This window comes from Bradyrhizobium cajani, from assembly GCF_009759665.1.
Classification (GTDB): domain Bacteria; phylum Pseudomonadota; class Alphaproteobacteria; order Rhizobiales; family Xanthobacteraceae; genus Bradyrhizobium; species Bradyrhizobium cajani.
The window spans coordinates 26,658-48,502 of record NZ_WQNE01000029.1; the positions used below are offsets into that span (position 1 = coordinate 26,658).

Annotated in this window: 25 protein-coding genes; 7 read left to right on the top strand and 18 right to left on the bottom strand. The window is 64.4% G+C overall.

The features are described 5' to 3' along the window. Window positions 1-7: 7 nt before the first annotated feature. Complete coding sequence (locus tag GPL20_RS28385; protein ID WP_157333861.1) at window positions 8-1,219, top strand: acyl-CoA dehydrogenase family protein; 1,212 nt, start codon at window positions 8-10, stop codon at window positions 1,217-1,219. A gap of 680 nt (window positions 1,220-1,899) precedes the next feature. Here GPL20_RS28385 and GPL20_RS28390 read toward each other — a convergent pair. After that, a complete protein-coding gene (locus tag GPL20_RS28390; protein ID WP_157333863.1) occupies window positions 1,900-2,808 on the bottom strand; it encodes an amino acid ABC transporter substrate-binding protein in 909 nt (302 codons plus the stop codon). Window positions 2,809-2,985: 177 nt separating this feature from the next. After that, a complete protein-coding gene (locus GPL20_RS28395; protein ID WP_157333865.1) occupies window positions 2,986-3,405 on the bottom strand; it encodes a nuclear transport factor 2 family protein in 420 nt (139 codons plus the stop codon). 147 nt (window positions 3,406-3,552) lie between these two features. Between GPL20_RS28395 and GPL20_RS28400 the strand changes: the two genes are divergently transcribed. Both GPL20_RS28400 and GPL20_RS28405 read left to right on the top strand, forming a co-directional pair. Beyond that, a complete protein-coding gene (locus GPL20_RS28400; protein ID WP_157333867.1) occupies window positions 3,553-4,794 on the top strand; it encodes an amidohydrolase family protein in 1,242 nt (413 codons plus the stop codon). A 201-nt stretch (window positions 4,795-4,995) separates the two neighbouring features. Further along, on the top strand, window positions 4,996-5,307 hold the full coding sequence (locus GPL20_RS28405; RefSeq protein ID WP_254125203.1) for a hypothetical protein: 312 nt from the start codon (window positions 4,996-4,998) through the stop codon (window positions 5,305-5,307). A gap of 11 nt (window positions 5,308-5,318) precedes the next feature. On the opposite strand, the gene GPL20_RS28410 is transcribed toward GPL20_RS28405, so the two are convergent. From GPL20_RS28410 to GPL20_RS28445, 8 genes are all read right to left on the bottom strand, one after another. Next, complete coding sequence (locus tag GPL20_RS28410) at window positions 5,319-6,242, bottom strand: DUF1932 domain-containing protein (RefSeq protein WP_167533266.1); 924 nt, start codon at window positions 6,240-6,242, stop codon at window positions 5,319-5,321. Then, the gene (locus tag GPL20_RS28415; protein WP_157333871.1) at window positions 6,239-7,108 is read right to left on the bottom strand and encodes a substrate-binding domain-containing protein; all 870 of its coding nucleotides are present in this window, start codon (window positions 7,106-7,108) and stop codon (window positions 6,239-6,241) included. The genes GPL20_RS28410 and GPL20_RS28415 overlap by 4 nt, the downstream gene beginning before the upstream one ends. Before the next feature lie 85 nt (window positions 7,109-7,193). Continuing rightward, on the bottom strand, window positions 7,194-7,877 hold the full coding sequence (locus GPL20_RS28420) for a 4-carboxy-4-hydroxy-2-oxoadipate aldolase/oxaloacetate decarboxylase (RefSeq protein ID WP_157333873.1): 684 nt from the start codon (window positions 7,875-7,877) through the stop codon (window positions 7,194-7,196). Next, on the bottom strand, window positions 7,874-8,587 hold the full coding sequence (locus GPL20_RS28425; RefSeq protein WP_027517331.1) for a PIG-L deacetylase family protein: 714 nt from the start codon (window positions 8,585-8,587) through the stop codon (window positions 7,874-7,876). Before GPL20_RS28425 ends, GPL20_RS28420 begins: the two co-directional genes overlap by 4 nt. A 67-nt stretch (window positions 8,588-8,654) precedes the next feature. Further along, window positions 8,655-9,956 (bottom strand): C4-dicarboxylate transporter DctA, encoded by a 1,302-nt coding sequence (gene dctA, locus GPL20_RS28430; protein WP_157333875.1) that lies wholly within the window; start codon window positions 9,954-9,956, stop codon window positions 8,655-8,657. Further along, the gene (locus GPL20_RS28435; RefSeq protein WP_157333877.1) at window positions 9,953-10,837 is read right to left on the bottom strand and encodes an amidohydrolase family protein; all 885 of its coding nucleotides are present in this window, start codon (window positions 10,835-10,837) and stop codon (window positions 9,953-9,955) included. Before GPL20_RS28435 ends, dctA begins: the two co-directional genes overlap by 4 nt. Beyond that, window positions 10,837-11,793 carry an amidohydrolase family protein gene (locus GPL20_RS28440; protein ID WP_157333879.1) on the bottom strand — a complete coding sequence of 319 codons (957 nt, stop codon included), beginning with the start codon at window positions 11,791-11,793 and terminating at the stop codon, window positions 10,837-10,839. Before GPL20_RS28440 ends, GPL20_RS28435 begins: the two co-directional genes overlap by 1 nt. A 74-nt stretch (window positions 11,794-11,867) precedes the next feature. Continuing rightward, complete coding sequence (locus GPL20_RS28445; RefSeq protein ID WP_157333881.1) at window positions 11,868-12,578, bottom strand: TetR/AcrR family transcriptional regulator; 711 nt, start codon at window positions 12,576-12,578, stop codon at window positions 11,868-11,870. Window positions 12,579-12,694: 116 nt separating this feature from the next. Between GPL20_RS28445 and GPL20_RS28450 the strand changes: the two genes are divergently transcribed. Both GPL20_RS28450 and GPL20_RS28455 read left to right on the top strand, forming a co-directional pair. Further along, window positions 12,695-13,675 carry a tripartite tricarboxylate transporter substrate binding protein gene (locus tag GPL20_RS28450; protein ID WP_157333882.1) on the top strand — a complete coding sequence of 327 codons (981 nt, stop codon included), beginning with the start codon at window positions 12,695-12,697 and terminating at the stop codon, window positions 13,673-13,675. 4 nt (window positions 13,676-13,679) lie between these two features. Then, complete coding sequence (locus GPL20_RS28455; protein WP_246251053.1) at window positions 13,680-13,823, top strand: hypothetical protein; 144 nt, start codon at window positions 13,680-13,682, stop codon at window positions 13,821-13,823. Window positions 13,824-13,864: 41 nt separating this feature from the next. On the opposite strand, the gene GPL20_RS28460 is transcribed toward GPL20_RS28455, so the two are convergent. After that, window positions 13,865-15,007 carry a mechanosensitive ion channel family protein gene (locus GPL20_RS28460; RefSeq protein WP_157333884.1) on the bottom strand — a complete coding sequence of 381 codons (1,143 nt, stop codon included), beginning with the start codon at window positions 15,005-15,007 and terminating at the stop codon, window positions 13,865-13,867. A 128-nt stretch (window positions 15,008-15,135) separates the two neighbouring features. Here GPL20_RS28460 and GPL20_RS28465 point away from each other — a divergent pair, with 128 nt between their 5' ends. Further along, window positions 15,136-16,386, top strand: a complete 1,251-nt coding sequence (locus GPL20_RS28465; RefSeq protein ID WP_157333886.1) for a DUF763 domain-containing protein — start codon at window positions 15,136-15,138, stop codon at window positions 16,384-16,386. A 34-nt stretch (window positions 16,387-16,420) separates the two neighbouring features. Here the strand turns inward: GPL20_RS28465 and GPL20_RS28470 are convergent, their stop codons facing one another. The 6 genes from GPL20_RS28470 to GPL20_RS28495 all read right to left on the bottom strand — a co-directional run bounded on the left by GPL20_RS28470 (window position 16,421) and on the right by GPL20_RS28495 (window position 19,912). Beyond that, the gene (locus GPL20_RS28470) at window positions 16,421-16,663 is read right to left on the bottom strand and encodes a hypothetical protein (RefSeq protein ID WP_167533259.1); all 243 of its coding nucleotides are present in this window, start codon (window positions 16,661-16,663) and stop codon (window positions 16,421-16,423) included. A gap of 36 nt (window positions 16,664-16,699) precedes the next feature. Further along, complete coding sequence (locus GPL20_RS28475; RefSeq protein WP_157333888.1) at window positions 16,700-16,957, bottom strand: hypothetical protein; 258 nt, start codon at window positions 16,955-16,957, stop codon at window positions 16,700-16,702. Window positions 16,958-16,999: 42 nt separating this feature from the next. Further along, window positions 17,000-17,185, bottom strand: coding sequence for a hypothetical protein (locus tag GPL20_RS28480; RefSeq protein ID WP_157333889.1), 186 nt, complete (start codon window positions 17,183-17,185; stop codon window positions 17,000-17,002). A gap of 145 nt (window positions 17,186-17,330) precedes the next feature. Next, window positions 17,331-18,599 carry a cytochrome P450 gene (locus GPL20_RS28485; RefSeq protein ID WP_157333896.1) on the bottom strand — a complete coding sequence of 423 codons (1,269 nt, stop codon included), beginning with the start codon at window positions 18,597-18,599 and terminating at the stop codon, window positions 17,331-17,333. 117 nt (window positions 18,600-18,716) lie between these two features. Further along, the gene (locus GPL20_RS28490) at window positions 18,717-19,043 is read right to left on the bottom strand and encodes a hypothetical protein (RefSeq protein WP_157333898.1); all 327 of its coding nucleotides are present in this window, start codon (window positions 19,041-19,043) and stop codon (window positions 18,717-18,719) included. A 95-nt stretch (window positions 19,044-19,138) separates the two neighbouring features. Then, on the bottom strand, window positions 19,139-19,912 hold the full coding sequence (locus GPL20_RS28495; RefSeq protein ID WP_157333900.1) for a ferredoxin--NADP reductase: 774 nt from the start codon (window positions 19,910-19,912) through the stop codon (window positions 19,139-19,141). A 156-nt stretch (window positions 19,913-20,068) separates the two neighbouring features. Here GPL20_RS28495 and GPL20_RS28500 point away from each other — a divergent pair, with 156 nt between their 5' ends. Next, window positions 20,069-21,265, top strand: coding sequence for an amidohydrolase family protein (locus GPL20_RS28500; RefSeq protein ID WP_157333909.1), 1,197 nt, complete (start codon window positions 20,069-20,071; stop codon window positions 21,263-21,265). 123 nt (window positions 21,266-21,388) lie between these two features. Here GPL20_RS28500 and GPL20_RS28505 read toward each other — a convergent pair whose 3' ends face one another. After that, window positions 21,389-21,844, bottom strand: a complete 456-nt coding sequence (locus GPL20_RS28505; RefSeq protein WP_092183272.1) for a MarR family winged helix-turn-helix transcriptional regulator — start codon at window positions 21,842-21,844, stop codon at window positions 21,389-21,391. Window position 21,845 lies beyond the last annotated feature (1 nt).

Consider the following 21,845-nt stretch of genomic DNA (forward strand, 5'->3'; position numbering starts at 1 on the left):
ACGAAAGATGCTCTATCCGATGTCACCCAAAGTCGTCGAGCTCAAGCGCAAGCTCGAAAGCTTCATGGACCGGCACATCTATCCGAACGAGGAACGCTTCTACCGCGAGGCGGAAGAGCTCGGGCCGTGGAAAGTCTACCCGGTCGTCGAGGAGCTCAAGCCGCTGGCGCGGGCCGAAGGTCTCTGGAATCTGTTCCTGCCGGAATCGAGCCATGGCGCCGGTCTCACCAATCTCGAATATGCGCCGCTGTGCGAGGTGATGGGCCGTTCGCATCTGGCACCCGAAGTGTTCAACTGCTCGGCGCCCGACACCGGCAACATGGAGGTGCTGGAGCGCTACGGCACGGAGAAGGACAAGGAGCGTTGGCTGAAGCCGCTGCTCGCAGGCGAAATCCGCTCCTGCTTCGCCATGACCGAGCCGGCGGTCGCCTCGTCCGATGCGACCAACATCGAGAGCTCGATCATGCGCGACGGCGACCATTACATCATCAACGGACGCAAATGGTACACGACCAACGCGACCGACCCGCGCTGCAAGATCTGCATCTTCATGGGCAAGACCGACCCCGACAATCCCGACCGCCACAAGCAGCAATCCATGATCCTGGTGCCGATGGACACGCCGGGCATCGAGGTGAAACGTCCCCTGCCCGTGTTCGGCTTCTACGGCGTGCCCGACCGCGCCTCCGAGGTCGTCTTCACCGACGTCCGCGTGCCCAGGGAAAACATGCTGCTCGGCGAAGGCCGCGGCTTCGAGATCGCACAGGGCCGCCTCGGTCCCGGCCGCATCCATCACTGCATGCGGCTGATTGGGCTGGCCGAACGCACGTTGGAAAAGATGTGCCGCCGGGTGCGCAGCCGTGTCGCCTTCGGCAAGCCGGTCTCCGAGCAGACGGTGACGCAGGAGCGCATCGCGGAAGCGCGCATCATGATCGAGCAGGCCCGGCTGCTCACGCTCAACGCCGCCTACGCGATGGACACCGTCGGCAACAAGGTGGCGAAAGCCGAGATCGCGATGATCAAGGTCGCCGTGCCCAACATGGCCTGCCAGATCATCGACTGGGCCATCCAGGCCCATGGCGGCGGCGGCACCTCGAACGATTTCGGCTTGACGCAGGCGTATGCGACGGCGCGTTTGCTGCGTCTCGCCGATGGGCCCGATGAGGTGCATCGGAACCAGATCGCGCGGTTCGAGCTGAAGAAATATTCGAACGCTTGAGAGCTGCCCATACTCGTGAGGCGACGCAGCGCATTCTTCCCTCTCCCCTTGGGGAGAGTCCTGCGATCACAGAAGATATTGAAAGCAGAGCATTATCGCGCTTTGCCGGCTTCGACGATACTGGATTTTAGTACTGGATTCGAAGCCGCGGAATAGCTGTGAAATAAGCCGCCGGAGAAGCCTAAGCGCTAGACCCGCTGATGTTGTAACATCTCAGTCATCCATCCGGAACGCGAATTCTTTTTGATCTATATCAAAGTCGTTTTTGCGAGCTAGCAGAGGGTCAGCGAGCGATTTTTCAGGCGCAAAGGAGAACAGCGGATGTCGAAATCCTATCTCTTCTCTCTGGTTGGTGCGGCGGCGACAGTATCGTTGATCGCGTTCGGCGCCCACGCTCAAACATGCGCAGCGGGATATACTCTGCATCCACGGCTCCATCTCTGTGTCGCGAAGCCAACTTGTGGAGAGGGCGCGACGTTGCACCCGCGCCTTCATCTCTGTGTCGCTCAGCCAACTTGCGGTACCGGCACATGGCACCCGCGTCTCCATCGCTGCGTCGGCACTTAGAAGTGGCGCTCCGTCGCGATATCCTGCGATGGCGGCGACGGCAGTTTCCTAATATCAACCAGCGGAGCTGCCCTCTCCCACAAGGGGAGAGGGCGCAGTAACTTGCAGGCCAATCAGTTCACCACATACACATCGGGATCGGCGCTCGAGCTCGGCTTCTTGAAGGCGTTGCGCAAAGTCGGCGACATCGGGACGTTGTAGTTGAGGCCGTTCGGCGGGGTCGGCGATTGCAGCCATTTCCTGTACAGGGCCTCGATCTCCGGGCTTGCGTAAAGCTCTGCCGTCGTGCGATCGGCGAGCGCCTTGAACGGTGCATCCTCCCGCCGCAGCATGATGCCGTAGGGCTCGGGCTTGGAGAACGCCTCCTCGCTGATCATGTAGAGCTGCGGCTCCTTCGATCGCGCGATCGCGACCGCGAGCTGCACGTCGTCGAGCGCGTAGGCCTGGGCCCGGTCGGTCTCGAGCAGTAGGAAGGCCTCGGCCTGGTCCTTGGCTGGCATCACGTTGATGCCGAGATTGCGCTCGGTGTTGACCTTGGCGAGCTGGGTCAGGTTGACCGAGCCCGCCACCGCCGTGACCGCCTTGCCCTTGAGATCGTCGATGGTGTTGATCTTTGATGCCTTCTTGGCCGCAAACCGCGTTGCGCTGAGAAAGTGCGTGTTGGTGAAAGCGACCTGCTTCTGGCGGTCGGCGTTGTTGGTGGTCGCCGAGCAGTGCAGATCGAGCGTGCCGTTGACCATCAGCGGGATGCGATTCGACGAGGTCACGGCGAGCGTGTCGACGGCGATGTCGGGCATGCCCAGCTGCTTCTTCACGGCATCCACGACCTTGAGGCAGATATCCATGGCAAAGCCGACCGGCTTCTGGTTGCCGTCAAGATAGCTGAACGGGACGGAGGCCTCCTGGTAGCCTAGCGTGATCTTCTTCGTCTCCTTGACCTTCTGGAGCGTGCCCGACAGGTCTTCGGCTGAAGCTGCGCCCGCAAGACATGTCAGGGCCAGAATAACGGTGGGTAAGCGCATCGGCTGCTCCTAAAGGGGGCTTGCGCCTCCGTGCCGGGCGCAATCGCGAGCGTTGATAGCGGAGGCATGCGTCAGCCGCCAGACGAGCCTGCGCTTATCAGCTATCGCGGCTTTCGATATGACGGCCGGCCGTTCGTCTTCACCGAAGCGTCCCTGGCCTGAGCGCCGGGATGGCCCTTACGCCTCGATGCCGCGCTGGACCAGGATGCGCTCGGCGCTGTCGTTCCAGACATCCATCTTGGTGATCTTGCCATTGCGCACGACGAAGCGGTCGACATATCGGTTACCCTCGAACGCGGTGCCATCCTTCCATTCGCCGTAGAGCGTACCGACGCTATAAACCACGGTCTCACCCTCGCCCGGACAGACGTCGAACCGGTCCATCTTCTTCTTGACCCAGCGGTAGCGGCCGGCGTTGAAGGCGGTCGGTCCCCGGGGATGGTCGAACTCGCGCCCGCCCGTGAAAGTGATGATCGTGCCCGGCGCGACATAGGCCGCCGCGGCATCGGGATCGGGAATCATCGATGCAGTGAGATAGGCTTTCACGATCTCGGCGTCCGACAACGGTCTGGTCTCGGCTTCTGCGATTACGGACATGGCGCCCTGCTCCTGAGTTTGCGAAATACTATCGTCCGCCCCTGGGAATGCATGCGTATATTTTGAACATCTGCATTGCTGCATTGACGCACTCCGAGCCCGTGCCGCGATTGACTGCGGCACTATCCCACAGCAAAAGTCGTTGCCATGACCGCGCAGACCGCCTTCGACCTGATCCTTCGCCGCGCCCTGTTGCGCGGAGCCGCCGAACCCTTCGACATCGGCGTGCGCGGTGGCCGCATCGCCGCGATCGAGCCGACGATCAGGAGCGAAGCGGCCGAGATCGATCTCGGCGGGCAGCTGGCCCTGCCCGGCTTCGTCGACACCCACATCCATCTCGACAAGGCCTGCCTGCTCGGCCGTTGCGAGCACAATCACGGCAGCCTCCCGGAAGCGATCCGCGCTGTCGCCGGAATGAAGCGCGACTTTACGGTCGAGGACGTCTATGCGCGCGGCGCGAAAGTGCTCGAACGTGCCATCGTGCACGGCACGACGCGCATGCGCACCCATGTCGAGATCGATCCGCGCATTGCCCTGCGCAGCTTCGAGGCGATCAAGGCGCTCAAGCGCGATTATGCCTGGGCTATCGACCTGTCGCTGTGCGTCTTCCCGCAGGAAGGCCTGACCAACGATCCCGGAGCCGAGGAGTTGCTGATCCAGGCGCTGCGCGACGGCGGCGAGACGATCGGCGGCTGTCCGTACACGGACACCGACCCGAACGCCCATCTCGAGCGCATCTTCGACCTCGCCCAGGAATTCGACGTCGACGTCGATCTCCATCTCGACTTCGACCTCGATCCGTCCTGGTGGCATCTCGACGAGGTCTGCCGCCAGACCGAACGGCGCAACTATCAGGGACGCGTCGCGATCGGCCACGCGACAAAACTCTCGGCCCTGCCGCCGGAACGGATGAAGGCCGCCACCGCACAGCTGGCGAAGGCCGGCGTCGCCGTCACCGTGCTGCCCGCAACCGATCTCTATCTGATGGGGCGAGAGGCCACCCACAACACGCCGCGCGGGCTGACGCTCGCCCACAAGCTCGCCGACAACGGCGTCGTGTGCTCGGTCGCGACCAACAACGTCCTCAATCCCTTCACGCCGTTCGGCGACGCCTCGCTGCTGCGGATGGCGAACTTCTACGCCAATGTCGCGCATGCCTCGGTGGGCGATTTCGACACCTGTCTCGATCTCGTGACCGAATTGCCGGCGCGGCTGATGAACCTTCGCGACTACGGCATCAGGGTCGGCAATCCTGCCGACCTGATCGTGCTCGACACACAAGACAGCAGTTCTGCCATAGCTGAGCTGCCGGATATCGTGATGGGCTTCAAGAATGGCCGGCAGACATTCGAGCGGCCACGGCCCGCCCTGTTCCGCCCCGGCCCCTGAACCGCCCTCAATGCATACCTGCATTGAAGCGCGGCGGATTGCCGTTCGATGGTACCGCTGATCGGTTCACAATTCTGAATCCGGTACTATCCCGGATAGTCGATGCGCGCCGATTCCCGATAGGTGCACGCATGCAAGTCCCGCGGTGCCGGTCATATTGGGACCTGCACTGATATCCGCATTCAACCGGGAAGCATCGACGTGTTCAGTGCCTTCAGCAACATCGACCATCATTCAAAAGGCGCGCGAACGCCGACTGAAGCGGCCCTGAAGCGGCTCGACGGCATCGGCCATGTCCTGTCGGACCTCGATCTTGCGGCCGTCCGGACCCAGGATGAGTTGACGCGCGCGCTGCTGACGCTCGATACCGCCGACAGGTGCATCCGGACGATCTGCGCAGAATTCCGCACTGAAGCCGCGAGCGATCGGCTGGTCCGCAAGGCCGACGACCTGATGGCGCTGATCGATCGCGCCCGCGACGAGCTCACGGGCTTTCGCGCGGCAAAATCGTGAGCTGACGCCAGCTACCTCTCGCGCTTGATCGTGGCGAGGATCCGGTCCGCCTCGATGCGCCAATCGGCGCTGCGGGCGAACTCCGTGGTGCCCTTGGGTCCGAACAGCCCCTCATCGGCGAGATCGGCCACCCAGGCCTGCCGCTCGGCGGTGCCTTGCGCAGACCATGGCGTCAGGCCGGCCTCGCGCACGGTTTCGGCAACCTCGCGCACCTCCTCCGCACGGCGGCGGCCGTGCTCGATCACGCGCTGGAAGAAGTAGGCGCCCTGCTTTTCCCAATTGATGCCGGGAAAGGTTTCCGCGAGCGAAGCCAGCACCGCGTCTTCCACGCCATAGGCGCGCGCAGTGGTGAAGCTTTCGATGACCATGGCCTCCAGGCCCTTGATCATGATGCTGCGGCACATCTTCACCGCGGAGGACACACCGAGCTTGTCGCTGGCGACCTTTGCCGCAAAGCCGATTGCGTTCAGCAGCGGCTCCAGCTCCCTCGCGTCAGGACCGCCGAGCAGCAGCGGCACCTTGATGCGATAAGGCGGCACCGAGGTCATCACAGCACCCTCGACGTAGCGCCCTCCCGCGCCGTCGACCAGCGCGGCGGCGCGCTGCTTGGCGCCCGGAGACGCCGAGTTGAAATCGAGGAACCAGGTGCCCTGGTTGATCGCGACCGCACAGGCCTTTGCGACCGGCACGGCCTGGCTCGCCGTGACCGCCGAGATGATGAAATCGGACTTCGCGGTCAGCTCGGCGTGAGACGCCGCGAGCGCAACACCGAACTTCGCCGCATGTTCTTTCAGCGCAGCGTCCTGCTCGCCTCCGAGCTTGATGTCATAGGCCGCGACCCTGATGTCCTGCTGGCGCAAGTCCTCGGCCAATATCCTGCCGACCTCGCCGTAGCCGACCAGACCGATCTGCCATCGCTTCGGATCAGACATCAGTTCAATCCTCGTGTCGTCGCGTCGAAGAGCTCCTCGACCGCATAGCGGCGCGGGATCAGCGCCTGCTGGAACGCGTAGTCGACAATCAGCTCCAACGGCATCCGGTTGGCCTCGATCCCGAACGGCACAAGGTCGGGTGAGGCCGCGGGGCCCGCCAGATCCTTGTTGCGCTTGAGGAGATCATAGATGCCTGCGACCATTTCGGGGCGTGCTTTCGCGAGTTGCTCGGTCACGACCACGAGATGATTGACGGGAACGATTCTGCGCCGGGCGTACCATTTGGCGGCTTCCGCAGCCGGATCGGGAAACAGCGGTTTGAGCTTCGGATCGTTCGAAGTTTCGCCGAGGACGGCATCGAGTTCACCGTCGAGCAGCATCTGAAGGATCTTCCTGTCCTTCGGCGCGCGCTCCGTGGTGTCGACATATTCGGCGACGTGCGGATCCTCGAAGGTGACCCAGCGGATCTTGTCGAGATTGACGCCGTAGTCGTTGGCGAGGATGCCCCTGATCCACGCCCCCGTCGTCGTCGTGAACGAACGGATGCCGACGCGCTTGCCTTCGAGATCGGACGGCCCGAGCGTCCCTCGCGCGGGATTGTACAGCGCGTAGGCATGCTGGAAACGGCCGAGCATGGTAGCCGGCAGCAGCACCAGCGGCTTGCCATGCGCCTTGGCCATCAGATAGGTGACGATCGCCATCTCGCAGACGTCGAAGGCCTGGTCGCGCACCATCGGCTTGAACGCGGTGTTGGTCGGCGTGTACTCGACGAAGTCGAGATCGAAAAGGTCGGAGCGGAGCTCGCCGGCCTTCACCGCCTGGACATGGGGGTGACTGCCGAGCACCGCCTTCAGCTTGAGACGATCCATCCGCCCGCTCCGCTTCTCACGAGCATGATCCGGAAAAGTGCGCAGCGGTTTTCCGAAAGAGATCACGCTCAAACAATACTTCGCCCTAGACGTCCTCGGGACTGTCGACGTAGACAAGTCCCGCCTTCGCCAGCGCCTCGCGCATGCTGTACATGTCGAGGCCGAGTTCGCCCGAGGCAAGACGCTTGCGCTTGCCGCCTTCGTCCGCGTTGCGCTTCTTCGCCTTCTCGGCGACCTCAGCGGCGTATCGCTCCGGCACCACCACGACGCCGTCGTCATCGGCGACGATGATATCGCCGGGATCGACATTGACGCCGGCACAGACCACGGGGACGTTGACCGAGCCGAGCGTCGCCTTCACCGTCCCTTTGGCCGAGACCGCGCGCGACCACACCGGAAACTTCATCTCGTGCAGCGCTTTGACGTCGCGGCAGCCGGCATCGATGATCAATCCCTGCACGCCGCGCGCCTGGAGCGAGGTCGCCAGCAACTCGCCGAACATGCCGTCCGTGTTGTCCGTGGTGCAGCCGACGACGAGGATGTCGCCCTTCCTGCACTGCTCGACCGCGACATGGATCATCCAGTTGTCGCCGGGCTGCGCCAGCACGGTGACCGCGGGACCGGCAATCGCCGCGCCCGGCCAGACCGGCCGCAGGTAAGGCTTCATCAGGCCGATGCGGCCATAGGCCTCGTGCACGGTCGAGACGCCGTACTCCGCCATGCCGGCAGGATCGGCACGCTTGATGTTGCGAACGACGACCGGCCTCATGCGAGCTCCTCCGCCACCGTCGGGAACAGGCGCTGATAGGCTTCGCCATAGGTCATGGGCACGCCGGTGTTGCGGCTGCCCTGGATGCCGCGATTGAGCGCAACGCGTTCGTAATAGCCCCAGAGATGCTTCTGCGCGGCGAGGATCTGGAACGCCTCGTACTTCTCCTTCCAGACCTCGTCGATCTTGAGGAGGAGGTCCGGCTTGTAGTTGCATTGCTCCGGCTGGTGCGGCTCGAACAGGAACACCGGCGGCGCGGAATATTTGTACTGCGCACCGGGCTTGTGGCCCATCGCCTGCGCGACCACGCGGGTCTCCTGCGCGAAATGTGCCGCATTCGGATGGTCGAAATTATAGGGATCTTCCAGCGCGTGCGTCAGCACGAAGCTCGGATTGAGTTCGCGGTAGATGTCGACCATGCGATCGAAATGCGCCTCGGTGAGCTTCAGCGGATAGTCGCCGCAGTCGAAGAACTCGATCTCGGCACCTAACAGCTTTGCCGCCCGCTCCGCCTCGTCCTTGCGGCCGGCCTTGACCGACTCCAGCGTCGCGCCCTTCTCCTTCCAGGCGAACTGGCTCTCGCCGCGCTCGCCAAAGGACATGCACACGATCTTCATTCGATAGCCCTTCTTCGCATGCAGTGCGATGGCGCCACCGGCGCGCCAGACGAAATCGCCGGGATGGGCGGTGATCACGAGACCTGTTTTCATGGGACAAACTCCCCTCTCTCAATCGTAAGCATCGTAGGCTGCCCGCGCCATGCCGGCAGCACGTTCGTCAAGCCGCCGCGGCCGCGCCTTCCTCACCGTCAAGCGTACGCCTCAGGCGCTCGCCGTCGAGCGCACCTTCCCATCTGGCAATCGCGATGGTCGCGACCGCGTTCCCGATCAGGTTGGTCGGCGTCAGCCCCTGCGACATCAGGCGATGGATGCCCAGCACCAGCGCGACGCTCGTCACCGGAATGGTGCCGGTGGCGGACAGCGTCGCCGCCAGCACGACGAAGGCCGCGCCGGCGATCCCAGCCGCGCCCTTGGAGGTCACGAGCAGGATCAGCAGCAGTTCGATCTGCTCGGCGAGCCCGAACGGCGTATTGGTCGCCTGCGCCAGGAATACCGAGGCAGCGGCGAGATACAGGCAGGTGCCGTCGAGGTTGAAGGAATAGCCGGTCGGGATCACGAGCCCGACGACGCTCTTCTCGCAGCCGGCCTTCTCCAGCTTGATCAGCATCCGCGGCAACACCGTCTCCGATGACGTGGTCGCGATGCAGATCAACAGTTCTTCCCAGATGTAACGGATCAGCTTGAGCAGCGAGAAGCCGCAGAGGCGCGCGACGGGACCGAGCGCCACGACAATGAAGACGAGGCACGTGAGATAGAAGCCGCCCAGCAGCTTGCCGAGCGAGGCCAGCGAGCCGACGCCGAACTTGCCGACCGTGAACGCAATGGCGCCGAACGCGCCGATCGGCGCCGCCCACATCACGAAGCCGACCACGGCAAAGACCATCTTGGCGGCGATGTCGATCAGATGGATCAACGGGGCCGCACGCTCACCGAGCTGCACCAGCGCGAAGCCGCACAGCACGGAGATGAAGAGCACCTGGAGGATGTTGCCCTCGGCAAAGGCGCCGACGAAGGTGGCGGGCACGATGTTGAGGAGAAACGGAACGAAGCCGATCGCGCCGGTCTGCTTGACATAGGGCTCGATCGCGCTGGCATTGATGCTGGCGGGATCGATGTTCATGCCGACACCGGGCTTGAGCAGGTTCACCGCGACGAGACCGATGATCAGCGCGATCGTGGTCATGATCTCGAAATAGACGATCGCCTTGACCGCCACCCGCCCGACCCGCGCCATGTCGGCCATATGGGCGATGCCGTGAACGACCGTGCAGAAGATGATCGGCGCGATCAGCATCCGGATCGCCTTGATGAAGGCGTCTCCGAGCGGCTGCATCTTGGCGCCGGCCTCGGGACTGGCGATCCCAAGCGCGACGCCGGCCGCCATGGCGATGAGCACCTGGATCCAGAGCTCCTTCCACCAGGCGCGTCCGTGCTGCTTGTCGATCGCCAGATCCGTCATTGATCGAACCCGAACAGGCGCGCGGCATTGTCGACGAGGATCTTCTGCTGGAACACCGGTTCCGGCGCGAGCAGCGAGATCAAATCGACGAGGTCGCCGTCATTCGGCATCACCTTGACGTTGGGATGCGGCCAGTCGGTGCCCCAGATGACGCGGTCGGGCGCGGTCTCCACGATCTTGCGCGCGAACGGCACGGCATCGGTGAAGGGCGGACCAGCCGAGGACACGCGCTCCGATCCGCAGATCTTGACCCAGCATTTCTCGTCGCGCTGCATCAGCTCGATCAGGATCCTGAACGGCAACTGGTCGAGGCCGTCCGCCGCCTTCACCCGCCCCATGTGATCGATTGTGTAGCTCAGCGGCAGCTTTGCCAGCATGTCGGCATATTCGGGCAGGTCGATCGCGTCGAAATGCAGGTCGATATGCCAGCCGAGCGGCGCGACCATGGCAATGACGCGGTCGAATACGCCCTTGTCGGGAACACCGCCGAGATGACGGACGAAATTGAAGCGGCAGCCGCGGAAGCCGCCCTCGTGCAGCACGCGAAGCCCGCGCTCGGTGATGGTGTCGTCGATATTGGCGACCGCGCGATAGGCGCCGTTACTCTCGGCGATGGCATCGAGCGCCACGGTATTGTCCGTGCCGTGCACGCTGGCATTGACGATGACGGCACGCTCGACGCCGAGCTTGGCGTGCAATGCGCGGAAATCCTCCAGCGGCGCGTCCGGCGGCGTGTAGGATCGATCCGGCGCATAGGGGTATTTCGCGCCGGGTCCGAAGATGTGGCAATGCGCATCGCAGGACAGCTTCGGCAGCTTGAACTTCGGCGTGCGGGTGTTCGGATCGGGCGGCGGAATGGTCGGCGTGTACATCATACTCATCAGCTGAACTTGAACAGGCGCGCGGGATTGTCGACCAGCAGTTTTTGCCGGACCTTCTCATCGGGCGCGTAGAGGGGGATCAGGTCGACGAGATCGCCGTCGTTCGGCATGATCTTGACGTTGGGGTGCGGCCAGTCGGTGCCCCACAGCACGCGATCGGGCGCATTGTCGATCAGCGCCTTGGCGAACGGCACCGCATCATGAAACGGCTTGCCGGCGGCGGAGGCGCGCTCAAGGCCCGTGATCTTCACCCAGCACTTCTCGTCCTTCTTCTGAAGGTCGAGCAGCGCGGTGAAGCCGGGATCCTCGAGACCTTTCGCGGCCTGAACCGTCCCCATGTGATCGATCACGTAGGGCGTCGGCAGCGCGGTGAGGATGGGCGCGAATTCGGCGATCGTGGCCGGCTCGAAATAGACGTCGATGTGCCAGCCGAGCTCGGCGACGCGATGCACGATGCGCTGGAATTTATTCATGTCGCCGACGCCGCCGAGGCGCTTGAGGAAGGCGAAGCGGCAGCCGCAGATACCGGCCTTGTCGAGCGCGGCCAGCTCCTTCTCGCTCATCTCGTCATTGACGTTGGCGATGCCCTTGTAGGCGCCCTCGCTCTGGGCGATGGCGTCGGTGACGACGCGATTGTCGGTGCCGTGGACGGTGGCGTTGACGATGACACAGCGCTCGACGCCGATTTTCTCGTGGACGCTGCGGAACGCCTCCAGCGGCGCATCGGCCGTGTTGTAGGGGCGCTTCTCGGCGAAGGGATAGCGGGACGCCGGCCCGAAGATGTGGGTGTGGCTGTCGCAGGATTTCGCCGGCAGCTTGAAAGCCGGGCTCTTCGGCTCTGGGTCCGGCGGCGCGATCGTCGGCATCGCCTTCTCGTCACCTTGCGCGTGCGCCTCGCTCGCAAGCATGGCGCCGGCCAGCCCGGTCAAGAGATGCAAGCACTCCCGCCTGTTCATTTCCTCAACACCTGGTCACATGGTCCACTTGCGAGCGGAAGCGCGAGACCACGCCTCCGCTCGGGCGGTTTCTTTCAAGTCTTGCTGCTGACGACCGGCCGCCGCCGCGCCGGCGCGGCCTGATCCAGCGCGGGCGCCTGGAATGCGGCAACGGTGGCTTGCACCAGTTGCTCGATGGCATTGGCGGCGTCGCCGCCGTCGGCCTCGCCACGCGACAGGCGTGAGACGCGCTCCGGGGTCACCAGCGAGTAATAGAGTGCGCCGAGCAGGAAGTGGCTGCGCCAGACGATATCGGTGCGCGGAATGTGCGGCAGGCTCTCGTGGATCGCATCGATGAAGGCATGGCTGGTATCGTCAAACGTCTGCGCGATGATTTTTCGCGCGACCTCGTTACCCTCAGCCGACATCACGGCGCGCAGCCGCGTGAAGCGCGCTCCGCCACCGGCGAGATCACTGCCCGAGGTGAAGGCCGGCACCACATAGGCCCGCACGACTGCTTCCAGCCGGTCCTGGAGATCGCGCACGCGCCTGGCGGCGGCGAGCAACTCGGAACGGCGCAAATTCATCGGCCCGCAATGGCGCCGGTATATCTCCAGCAGCAGGCCGTCCTTGGTCTTGAAATGATAGGTGACGCTGCCGGGATTGGCGCCGGCGGCCTGGGCGATATCGCGGACCGATACGGCATTGAAGCCGTTGGTGGCGAACAGCTCCTCGGCCGCGGCGAGGATCGCCTCGCGCATGTTCGGCTTGCGGGCCGATTCCTTGCTGGTGGGCTTGCGTACCATGTGATTTGTACTATCGTACAAAAGATCAGGTCTCGTCAACAAAAACCATGGGCAGCGTCGGGGACGGCATGGAGACCGCCGATAGCGACGCGAATGCCCGCCAGGAGTGCTGGGATATGCTGGGTTTGAACAAGAGGATCGGCGCTTTGATGCTGGGGGCCGGCCTGCTGCTCGCGGGCAGCGCGGCGCGGGCCGCGGACACTTATCCGAGCAAGCCGGTTCACATCCTGGTGCCCTACGCCGCCGGCGGCGCCGTCGACGTGCTGGCGCGCACGCTCGCGCAGGCGCTGGCGAAGACCTGGGGCCAGCAGCCCGTGATCGACAACCGCCCCGGTGCGGGCGGCATCGTCGCCTCGCAGGCGCTGACGCAGGCCGCGCCCGACGGCTACACGCTGATCCTGGTCGCGAGCGGCCATCCGCTCAACCAGTTCATCTATCCGAGCGTGCCCTACGACACATTCAAGGATTTCACCGCGATCACCGAAGTCGCCTCCTCGCCGCTCGCGATCGTCGTGGCCAAGGACAGCCCTTACAAGACACTGGGCGATCTGCTGGCGGCGGCGAAGAAAGAGCCGGACAAGCTCTCCTACGGCATGTCCGGCAACGGTACCTCGGCGCATCTCGCCGGCGAGTTGCTGAAATACATGTCCGGCACCAAGATCGTCGCCATCCCCTACAAGGGCGGCGCACCGGCGCTCACCGCCGTGATCGCCGGCGAGATCCCGCTCAGCATCAACCCGCTCGCGGAAGCGATCGGCCAGCTCGAAGGCGGCCCGGTGCGCGCCCTCGCGGTGACCTCGGCCGAGCGCTCCAAGGCGCTGCCGAATATTCCGACCGTCGCCGAGTCCGGTGTCGCCGGCTATGACGTCTCGGTCTGGTGGGGCGTTCTTGGTCCGGCAAAAATGCCGCCGGAGATCGTGGCGAAGCTCGAGACCGATCTGAAGGCGGCGCTTCAGGACCCGAACGTGCTGTCGACACTCGGCAAGATCGGCGCGGCCCCGGTCGGCTCCTCCGCCAAGGACTTCGACGCCTACATGCACGCCGAGGCGACCAAATGGGAGCCGGTGCTGAAGGCCGCAAACATCCGCGCGCAGTGAAGGTATGGCCATCGCCATCCCGACGGGTCGCGAGGACGCACTCCCGCTGCTCAATCGCTTCGTCGCGGAAGAGCAGTCGTCCGGCGCGCTGGACACGATCCAGCAGCAGGCGGGTTTGCGCGGCGCGACCAAGGCCACGCGCGAATAGCACCGGCTCGCAGGCCGCGGCCCCAGTGGGAAGGGCCGCATTCAATTGCGCGCCCTCGCCTGCATGTTTTCCGGCGCTGCGGGGCGCCGCAGGAAATCGGCATCATCGTCGGCGGACGGGATCAGGATGGCGCGCTCGCGCGGCAACGCTTCCGGCATCTCGTCGCGAATGAAAGCCACCAGCTTTTCCCTGATCTCGCAGCGCAAATCCCAGGACTGCGGCGCGTTGCGCGCGCTGACCAGGGCGCGAAGCTCGATGGTGCGCGAATCCGCGTCGATCACCTGAAGATTGACCACAGCGCCATCCCAGAGCTTGGACTGCTTCGCGGCCTCCTCCAGCCAGCGCCGGATGCGCGGCACGTCGGCCCGATAGTCGACATGGAGCGCGATCACGCCGATGAGAGACGCGGTGTCGCGGGTCCAGTTCTGAAACGGCTTCTCGATGAAATAGGACAGCGGCACCACCATGCGACGCCAGTCCCACAGCCGGATCACGACATAGGTCGAGGCGATGTCCTCGACCCAGCCCCACTCGTTCTCGATGATCACGGCATCCTCGATGCGGATCGGCTGGGTGATCGCGATCTGCAGGCCGGCAATCAGATTGCTCAGCAGCGGCCGCGCGGCAAGACCGACGATGATACCGGCGGCGCCGGCGGAGGCGAACAGGCTGACGCCGTATTGCCTCACCGAATCGAACGTCATCAGCGCGGTGGACACCGTGATGATGACGATGATGGTGTCGGTGACACGCTTGAACACGCGCACTTGCGTAACGTGCTTGCGCGCGATGAAATTCTCGGTGACGTCGCGAAAGTTCTGAAGATAGCGCGCCGCGCTCATGTCGACGATCCGGATCGAGATCCAGCCAATCAGCGCGATGAAGGCCACCACGAACAGCCGCATCAGCGGCGTGCGGATCGTATCGTCGAGCGGCGCGAGCGGCAGCACCAGCGCGACGGCGGCCAGACATAGGGCGAGCTGCGCCGGGCCCGCGGTCCGATCGACGAACACGCTCATGAGGGGAAAGCGCGTTCCGAAGGCACGACCGAACAGCCAGATGGCGACCCGGTAGACGGATAGGGCGAGCAGGATCGCACCGACAACCAGGCTGAGGCCGACAAACCATGACGGTATCCAGCCGAACATCGCGTCGATGTCGGCCATGAGGGCCTGCCAATTCATCGCTGTCCCCACGATTGCGTTCGCGTAATCCGCTCAACGCCTTCCGGGCCAGCTTGGCTCCCCCGTCCCGTGCAACGCAGCATTCCGCTGGTGCAACCGTCGCCGAACTGCGCTAGCCTCGGGCATTCATGACTCGACGTACCGGCAGCGCTGATCTTCCTCTCCACACCGGACGGGTTCCGCCGTGGCTTGCGAGCCGCATGGCCTCGCTAGGGGCGATCGTCACGCAGGCGATCGTTCATCATTACGGCCGCGATGCGTTTCTTCAGCGGCTGTCCCATCCGTTCTGGTTTCAATCGTTCGGCGCCGTGATGGGGATGGACTGGCACTCCTCGGGCATCACGACCTCTGTGATCGGCGCGCTGAAGCGCGGGCTCGGCCCGCTCCAGGATGAGCTCGGCATCTATGTCTGCGGCGGTCGCGGCCAGCATTCGCGCAAGACGCCGGACGAGCTGTTGCAGCTCGGCGAGCGCATCGGCTTCGACGGCGCAAGATTGACGCGCGCGAGCCGTCTGGTGGCGAAGGTCGACAGCGCGGCCGTGCAGGACGGCTTCGACCTCTATCTCCACGGTTTCTTCGTCACCGCCGACGCCAAATGGACGGTCGTGCAGCAGGGCATGAACGGCGACAAGCGGCAGGCCCGGCGCTATCACTGGCATTCCGAGGCGCTGAAGAGCTTTGTCGATGCGCCGCACAGCGCGATCGACGGCCCGGAGCAAGGCGAGATCGTCAATCTCACCGACCACCGCGCCGATGTCTCGCGCACGGCGCAGCTCGAGCTCCTGAGCGACTTCGGTCCCGATCGCATCGTCTCCGAATTCGAACGGCTCACCGGGACTGCGCCGGAGCCGGCGCAAGCCATGCTGCCGCACCTGATCATGCCGGCGCATCACGAGGTCCGGCCCAAGGACGTGTTCGCGCGGCGGCTGCACGGCACCCTGGCCGCGGCGGCCGAGCGCGGCCCGGTCGACTTCCCGGAGCTGTTGCTGACGCCGGGCGTCGGCGCGCGCACCGTGCGCTCGCTCGCAATGGTCGCGGAGGTCGTGCACGGTGCGCCGTACCGCTTCAACGATCCCGCGCGCTTCTCGCTCGCCCATGGCGGCAAGGACCGGCATCCTTACCCGGTCCCGATCAAGGTCTATGACGAGACCATCCGCGTGCTGAAGGGCGCGATCCAGAACGCCAAGCTCGGGCGCGAGGAAGAGATGCAGGCGATCAGGCGTCTGGACGACCAGGCGCGGCGGCTGGAGCGCACCGCGCAGGGCCCTTCCGTCGAGGCCTACATCGCCGGCGAGCGCGCCGCCTCGCCCGGTCTCGACGGCCGCTCCGTGTTCGGCTGGGAGCGCGATCTCGTGCCGACAAAAAAGCGGACCGGCTGAGCGCCGGTCCGCAAGTTGGTCGGGAGGAACGCTCTCAGGTCTCGTCGTTCTCCGGCTTCTCGTCGAGCCGGTTGGCTGCGTGGTCCTGATATTGTTCGGTCTGGATGAACTTGCCATCCATCCCTCGGATGTCCGAATGCTGCGCCTTGTCGCGGTTGGACAGCACCATGTTGTCGCCGATCTTGTCCTTGGGAATTTCGGCCATGGCGCCTGTGCCATCGCCCTTGCCATGCATGCCCGATCTGAAATGCGTCTTGCTGCCGTGCCCAGTTGGCATCGGTCTCTCCTCTTGCAGTGATCGCCCCCCGAAGCTTCAGTGCTTCCGTTGTCCCGGCCTTGGTCTTGGCCGCTGGTGGCCGCCCTGTTCAAAATCCTTGTGCTTGTCGTTTTCCTGGTTGAGGCCGCCGTGGCTCACCGGAAACTCACCGCGCCGCGCTTCGGGCTGCGCACGATGGACAGCGATGTCCTCGACATTGTCGCCCAACGCCCGATCCAGCTCCCGCGCATCGGGAACGTCAGGCTTGCGCTCGAGGATGCGCACCTGCTGTTCGTGGGTCTTTCTGCCTTGCATTCGAGGTCTCCAATCTTCACCTGCCTCCGCCCGTAGTCCTCCTCAGCGATCTTGCTGGTATCCCTGATTGGTCGTGTTCTGCTTGATATTGCCTTGCTGTCCCTGCTGGTCCGGATTTTCCGCGCGCTGTTGGCCGTGCGGCGTCTGATCGGGCGACATCTGCTTGGTGTCGCCAGTTCCCTTTCGGCTCTGATTGTCCGGTGGAACAGGTGGCATTTTGCCTGCCATGGTCAGCCTCCTTGAGAGATGCGGAAGCCTTGCGGCACGGAACCTATTGCCATTGCGTGCCGAAGCCCTGGTGAACAACAGCAATCACCGCACACCGTTCCTGCTGATCCCGGCCTGCGACGATTTTCCGAAGAGCAGGGAAATGTCAGTCCGCCCGCGCGAGGGAACGATCAACCGGCGTTCGCGCGGCCGCGGCGTCTGTTCCACGGGCTTCTGCCGCGACAGGAAGCTTCGCGATCGCGCGCAGGCCCGGCCGCCTGCGCCAATGGATCTCGACGGGATCGACGGCGAGACCGAGTTTCGGCCATCGCACGAACAGCGCTTCCAGCGCGCATGCCGCCTCGATGCGCGCGAGCTGATGGCCGAGGCAGAAATGGATTCCTGTCCCGAAGGAAACGTGGCGGTTGGGCTTGCGTTCGAGATCGAGAGTCTCGGGTCGATCATGCACCGCCGGATCCATGTTTGCGGCAGCGAGCATCACCATGACGCGGTCGCCCTTCCTCAGGCGCACGCCTTCGACCTCGACATCCCGTCGCACATAGCGCGGTTTGGAGAATTGCACCGGCGACACGAAGCGCAGGAACTCCTCGACTGCAAGCCCGACGCGACTCCAGTCCTGTTCGATCCAATCGCGGAGGCCCGGATTTCCGAGGAGCTCGTAGACGGAACCGCTGATGAGATGCGTGGTGGTCTCCGAGCCTGCTGCGAGCAGCAGAAACACCATCGAGACCATTTCGTCCGGCGTGATCTGGCCGCCGTCGCGCTCGACCTCGATCAGCTCGGCGATCAGGCCCTCGCCGCCTTGCATACGCGCGACCTGCAGCTGCTGTTCGAGGTAGGCCCGCATGTTGCGGAACGCGAACAGCAGGCGGAAGAAGCTGACGACATTCGTCAGCGAGGACATTGAGTTGGCCCAAGCGATGAATCGCGGACGATCGGCCGGAGGCAGGCCCAGGAGTTCGGAGATCACCGCGAGCGGCAGGATGCGCGCGTAACGCTGGACGAGATCGGCCGGACTTCCGTTCGCAAAAAGCTCGTCGGCGAGACCGTCGGCGATGGCGCGGATGCGCGGCTCCATCGCGACGATCGCGCGACGGCGAAAGGCCTCGTCCACGATGCTGCGCAGCCTGGTGTGATCCGGCTCGTCCATCGTCAGCATATTGTTGGCGATGGTCCGGACGTATCTCGGCATCCACCAGCGCAGACCCGCGACGTCGCCATCCTCCTTGCGCAGCGTGAAGACGGTGCTGTCCTTCAGGACCTGCGCCGTGGCGTCATGAGTCGTGGTGATCCAGACATCGCCGACGAGCGGAAATCGCGTCGCGACCACGGGACCGGACGCGCGCAGCGCCGCGATCGCCTTGGGCGGATCGCGAAAGAAGGCCTCGCTGGTGAAATCGAGGCGCGGTGTCATGGAGTCACCGGAGCGGTTGGTGGTATCTCACCGAGATGGTGCACGGCGCGGCCGGCACAAGGGGCGGCTGCAACTTACCTCTCCCCGCAAGAGCGGTGCGAGGGAGAAGAAGGGGAATTATCCGCGCCCCGGTGAACGCTGACCGGTCTTGCGTTGCTGCTGGCTGGTGTAGGCGTCCCAATGGCTCCAGCTGCCGTTGCTGAGGCTTCGCAGGTCGGTCGCGAGCGGTCGGCGCGTACGCTTGTCGTAATCGGCAATCGCGCGCTCGGACTGCATGATCTTGCGCTTGAGTTCCGCGACGGCCTTCTGGGTCTGGCCGTTCCGTTTCGACGAGGCGATCTCGCCCATCGTGAAGCGCGCGGTCTCGAGCGCCTTCAGCTCGGCGCGATTCTTCTTCAACTGAACCCGGTGCCAGGCGATGTTGCTGTCGCTGTCCGCAACCATGTGGGAACTCCGCTGATTCGTTCCCACATAGTATCGTGTGCCGAATCGGCGCCGCAACGGGCCTCGGACGGCGAAAATGCGGTCTTATTGCGGACTTAGCGCTCGGCAAAGGCCTTTTCGACCACGAACTGCGCCGGCTCGCCGTGGTTACCTTCGACGAAGCCGCGCTCGCCCAGAAGCACGCGGGTGTCCGCCACCAGCGCCGGGCTGCCGCAGATCATGACGCGGTCGTGGGCGGCTTCCAGCATCGGCAGACCGATGTCGGTGAACAGCTTGCCCGAGGTGATGAGGTCGGTGATGCGGCCGCGGTTGCGGAAGGGATCCCGCGTCACGGTCGGATAATAGATGAGCTGGTTGTGGATGTACTCGCCGAGCAGCTCGTCCTTCGGCAGATGTTCGGTGATCATCTCGCCATAGGCAAGCTCCCTGACGTGACGGCAGCCGTGCAGCAGCACGACCTTCTCGAACCGCTCGTAGGTCTCGGGGTCCTTGATCACGCTCAGGAACGGCGCGAGGCCGGTGCCGGTGCCGATCAGGTAGAGGTTGCGCCCCTCCTCCAGGTTGTCGATGACGAGCGTGCCGGTCGCCTTGCGGCTGACGATGATCTCGTCGCCCTTCTTGAGGTGCTGGAGCCGCGAGGTCAGCGGTCCGTCCGGCACCTTGATCGAGAAGAACTCCAGCGTGTCCTCATAATTGGCGCTGGCGACGCTGTAGGCCCGCAGCAAGGGCTTCTCGCCGACCTTGAGCCCGATCATGGTGAACTCGCCGTTACGGAAGCGGAAGGTCGGGCTGCGGGTGGTCTTGAAGGAGAACAGCGTGTCGGTCCAGTGGTGGACGCTCAAAACGCTTTCCTGATTGAAATTGCTCATCTCACCCTTCCGTGTCGCATCGATGCGGTTCCGAGGCGGTCAGCTATGCGTCGTTTGTACACGATCATTCGTATACTAATGAATAATCCGGCTTGATCCCGCGGTCAAGGCTGCCCAAGATCGAAAGCGTTGCAGCTAGGAATAAGGAGCCCTTCCATGGCGCATGACGCCCCCCAGGCCACCGGACCCTCGAAGCTCGTGATCCGGAATATCGGCCTGATCCTGTCCGGCGCCCTGGAGAAGCCGATCCTGGACGGCGACACCATCGTCGCCGAGAACGGCAAGATCACAGCGATCGGCCGCTACAAGGACGTCAACACGGAAGGCGCGACCACCATCGTCGACGCCCACGGCACCACGGTGGCGCCGGGCCTGATCGACAGCCACGTCCATCCTGTTGCGGGCGACTGGACGCCGCGACAGAACCAGATCAACTGGATCGACAGCTACCTCCATGGCGGCGTCACCACCATGATCTCGGCCGGCGAAGTGCACATGCCTGGCCGCCCCCGCGACGTCGTCGGCTTGAAGGCGATGGCGGTGTTCGCCCAGCGCGCGTTCTGGACCTTGCGTCCCGGCGGCGTGAAGGTTCACGCCGGCGCGCCGGTGATCGAATGCGAGATGGTCGAGGAAGACTTCAAGGAAATGGCCGCCAACGGCGTCAAGCTGCTCGGCGAAGTCGGCCTTGGAGGCGTCAAGGATGGCCCGACCGCGCGCAAGATGGTCGGCTGGGCGCGCAAATACGGCATCCAGAGCACGATCCACACCGGCGGTCCTTCGATCCCCGGCTCCGGCCTGATCGACAAGGACGTCGTGCTGGAAGCCGACACCGACGTGGTCGGCCACATCAACGGCGGCCACACGGCGCTTCCCGACGACCAGATCCGCTGCATCTGCGAGGGCTGCAAGCGCGGCCTCGAGCTCGTTCACAACGGCAATGAGCGCTCGGCCCTGTTCACGCTACGCACCGCGCGCGAGATGGGCGACCTGCATCGCGTCATCCTCGGCACCGACGCGCCGGCCGGCTCCGGCGTGCAGCCGCTCGGCATCCTGCGCATGGTCTCGATGCTGTCCTCGCTCGGCGAGTTGCCGGCCGAGATCGCCTTCTGTCTCGCCACCGGCAACACCGCGCGGATGCGCGAGCTCGATTGCGGCCTGATCGAAATCGGCCGCTCCGCCGACTTCGTCATCATGGACAAGGCCCAGCATTCGCCCGGCAAGACCATCCTGGAGAGCGTCCAGCTCGGCGATCTCCCGGGCATCGGCATGACCATCATCGACGGCATCGTGCGGACGCAACGTAGCCGGAATACGCCACCGGCGGGCAAGGTGCCGGAGGTGGTGGCGAAGTAGCCGCCACATACACCGTCGTCATTCCGGGATGCGCCGTAAGGCGCAGGCCCGGAATCCATAACCAGCCGGTGGTTATGGATTCCGGGCTCGCGACTTCGTCGCGCCCCGGAATGACAGGTGGGTTCACCGCAGCTTATTCAGCAGCGCCATCAGTGTCTCGCGCTCTTTCGCGTCGAGCGGCGCCAGCGTCTCGCGGGTGATCGCAAGCGCGTTCGGCGCCAGCTTCTCGGCAAGCTGCTGGCCCGCGCGCGTCAGGCTCACCAGCAGCCGCCGTCCGTCTTCGGGATCCTGGCTCGTCTCGGTCAGGCCGCGCGCCGTCAGGCGATCGATCACGCCCTTGATCGTCGCGACGTCCATCGCCGTCAGCCGCCCGAGCTGGTTCTGCGAGCACGGCCCGGTCTCGGCGAGCTTCGACAGCGCCGCCCATTGGGTCGGCGTCAGATTGGTGCCGATGTCGCGCGAGAAGATCGAACTGTGGCGCTGCCAGACCTGGCGCAAGATGAAGCCGACCTGCTCGTCGAGCACGTAAGGCGGTTTTGCCGGTTTGACGCTCTTCTTGGCCGCAACGCTTCTCGCCATC

What these genes read in the sequence shown, in the direction of transcription:
- GPL20_RS28385 (WP_157333861.1), top strand. Translation starts at nt 8, where the DNA reads ATGCTCTATCCGATGTCACCCAAAGTCGTCGAGCTCAAGCGCAAGCTC.
- GPL20_RS28390 (WP_157333863.1), bottom strand. Translation starts at nt 2,808, where the DNA reads ATGCGCTTACCCACCGTTATTCTGGCCCTGACATGTCTTGCGGGCGCA.
- GPL20_RS28395 (WP_157333865.1), bottom strand. Translation starts at nt 3,405, where the DNA reads ATGTCCGTAATCGCAGAAGCCGAGACCAGACCGTTGTCGGACGCCGAG.
- GPL20_RS28400 (WP_157333867.1), top strand. Translation starts at nt 3,553, where the DNA reads ATGACCGCGCAGACCGCCTTCGACCTGATCCTTCGCCGCGCCCTGTTG.
- GPL20_RS28415 (WP_157333871.1), bottom strand. Translation starts at nt 7,108, where the DNA reads ATGGATCGTCTCAAGCTGAAGGCGGTGCTCGGCAGTCACCCCCATGTC.
- GPL20_RS28420 (WP_157333873.1), bottom strand. Translation starts at nt 7,877, where the DNA reads ATGAGGCCGGTCGTCGTTCGCAACATCAAGCGTGCCGATCCTGCCGGC.
- GPL20_RS28425 (WP_027517331.1), bottom strand. Translation starts at nt 8,587, where the DNA reads ATGAAAACAGGTCTCGTGATCACCGCCCATCCCGGCGATTTCGTCTGG.
- dctA (WP_157333875.1), bottom strand. Translation starts at nt 9,956, where the DNA reads ATGACGGATCTGGCGATCGACAAGCAGCACGGACGCGCCTGGTGGAAG.
- GPL20_RS28435 (WP_157333877.1), bottom strand. Translation starts at nt 10,837, where the DNA reads ATGAGTATGATGTACACGCCGACCATTCCGCCGCCCGATCCGAACACC.
- GPL20_RS28440 (WP_157333879.1), bottom strand. Translation starts at nt 11,793, where the DNA reads ATGAACAGGCGGGAGTGCTTGCATCTCTTGACCGGGCTGGCCGGCGCC.
- GPL20_RS28445 (WP_157333881.1), bottom strand. Translation starts at nt 12,578, where the DNA reads ATGGTACGCAAGCCCACCAGCAAGGAATCGGCCCGCAAGCCGAACATG.
- GPL20_RS28450 (WP_157333882.1), top strand. Translation starts at nt 12,695, where the DNA reads ATGCTGGGTTTGAACAAGAGGATCGGCGCTTTGATGCTGGGGGCCGGC.
- GPL20_RS28455 (WP_246251053.1), top strand. Translation starts at nt 13,680, where the DNA reads ATGGCCATCGCCATCCCGACGGGTCGCGAGGACGCACTCCCGCTGCTC.
- GPL20_RS28460 (WP_157333884.1), bottom strand. Translation starts at nt 15,007, where the DNA reads ATGAATTGGCAGGCCCTCATGGCCGACATCGACGCGATGTTCGGCTGG.
- GPL20_RS28465 (WP_157333886.1), top strand. Translation starts at nt 15,136, where the DNA reads ATGACTCGACGTACCGGCAGCGCTGATCTTCCTCTCCACACCGGACGG.
- GPL20_RS28470 (WP_167533259.1), bottom strand. Translation starts at nt 16,663, where the DNA reads ATGCCAACTGGGCACGGCAGCAAGACGCATTTCAGATCGGGCATGCAT.
- GPL20_RS28475 (WP_157333888.1), bottom strand. Translation starts at nt 16,957, where the DNA reads ATGCAAGGCAGAAAGACCCACGAACAGCAGGTGCGCATCCTCGAGCGC.
- GPL20_RS28480 (WP_157333889.1), bottom strand. Translation starts at nt 17,185, where the DNA reads ATGGCAGGCAAAATGCCACCTGTTCCACCGGACAATCAGAGCCGAAAG.
- GPL20_RS28485 (WP_157333896.1), bottom strand. Translation starts at nt 18,599, where the DNA reads ATGACACCGCGCCTCGATTTCACCAGCGAGGCCTTCTTTCGCGATCCG.
- GPL20_RS28490 (WP_157333898.1), bottom strand. Translation starts at nt 19,043, where the DNA reads ATGGTTGCGGACAGCGACAGCAACATCGCCTGGCACCGGGTTCAGTTG.
- GPL20_RS28495 (WP_157333900.1), bottom strand. Translation starts at nt 19,912, where the DNA reads ATGAGCAATTTCAATCAGGAAAGCGTTTTGAGCGTCCACCACTGGACC.
- GPL20_RS28500 (WP_157333909.1), top strand. Translation starts at nt 20,069, where the DNA reads ATGGCGCATGACGCCCCCCAGGCCACCGGACCCTCGAAGCTCGTGATC.
- GPL20_RS28505 (WP_092183272.1), bottom strand. Translation starts at nt 21,844, where the DNA reads ATGGCGAGAAGCGTTGCGGCCAAGAAGAGCGTCAAACCGGCAAAACCG.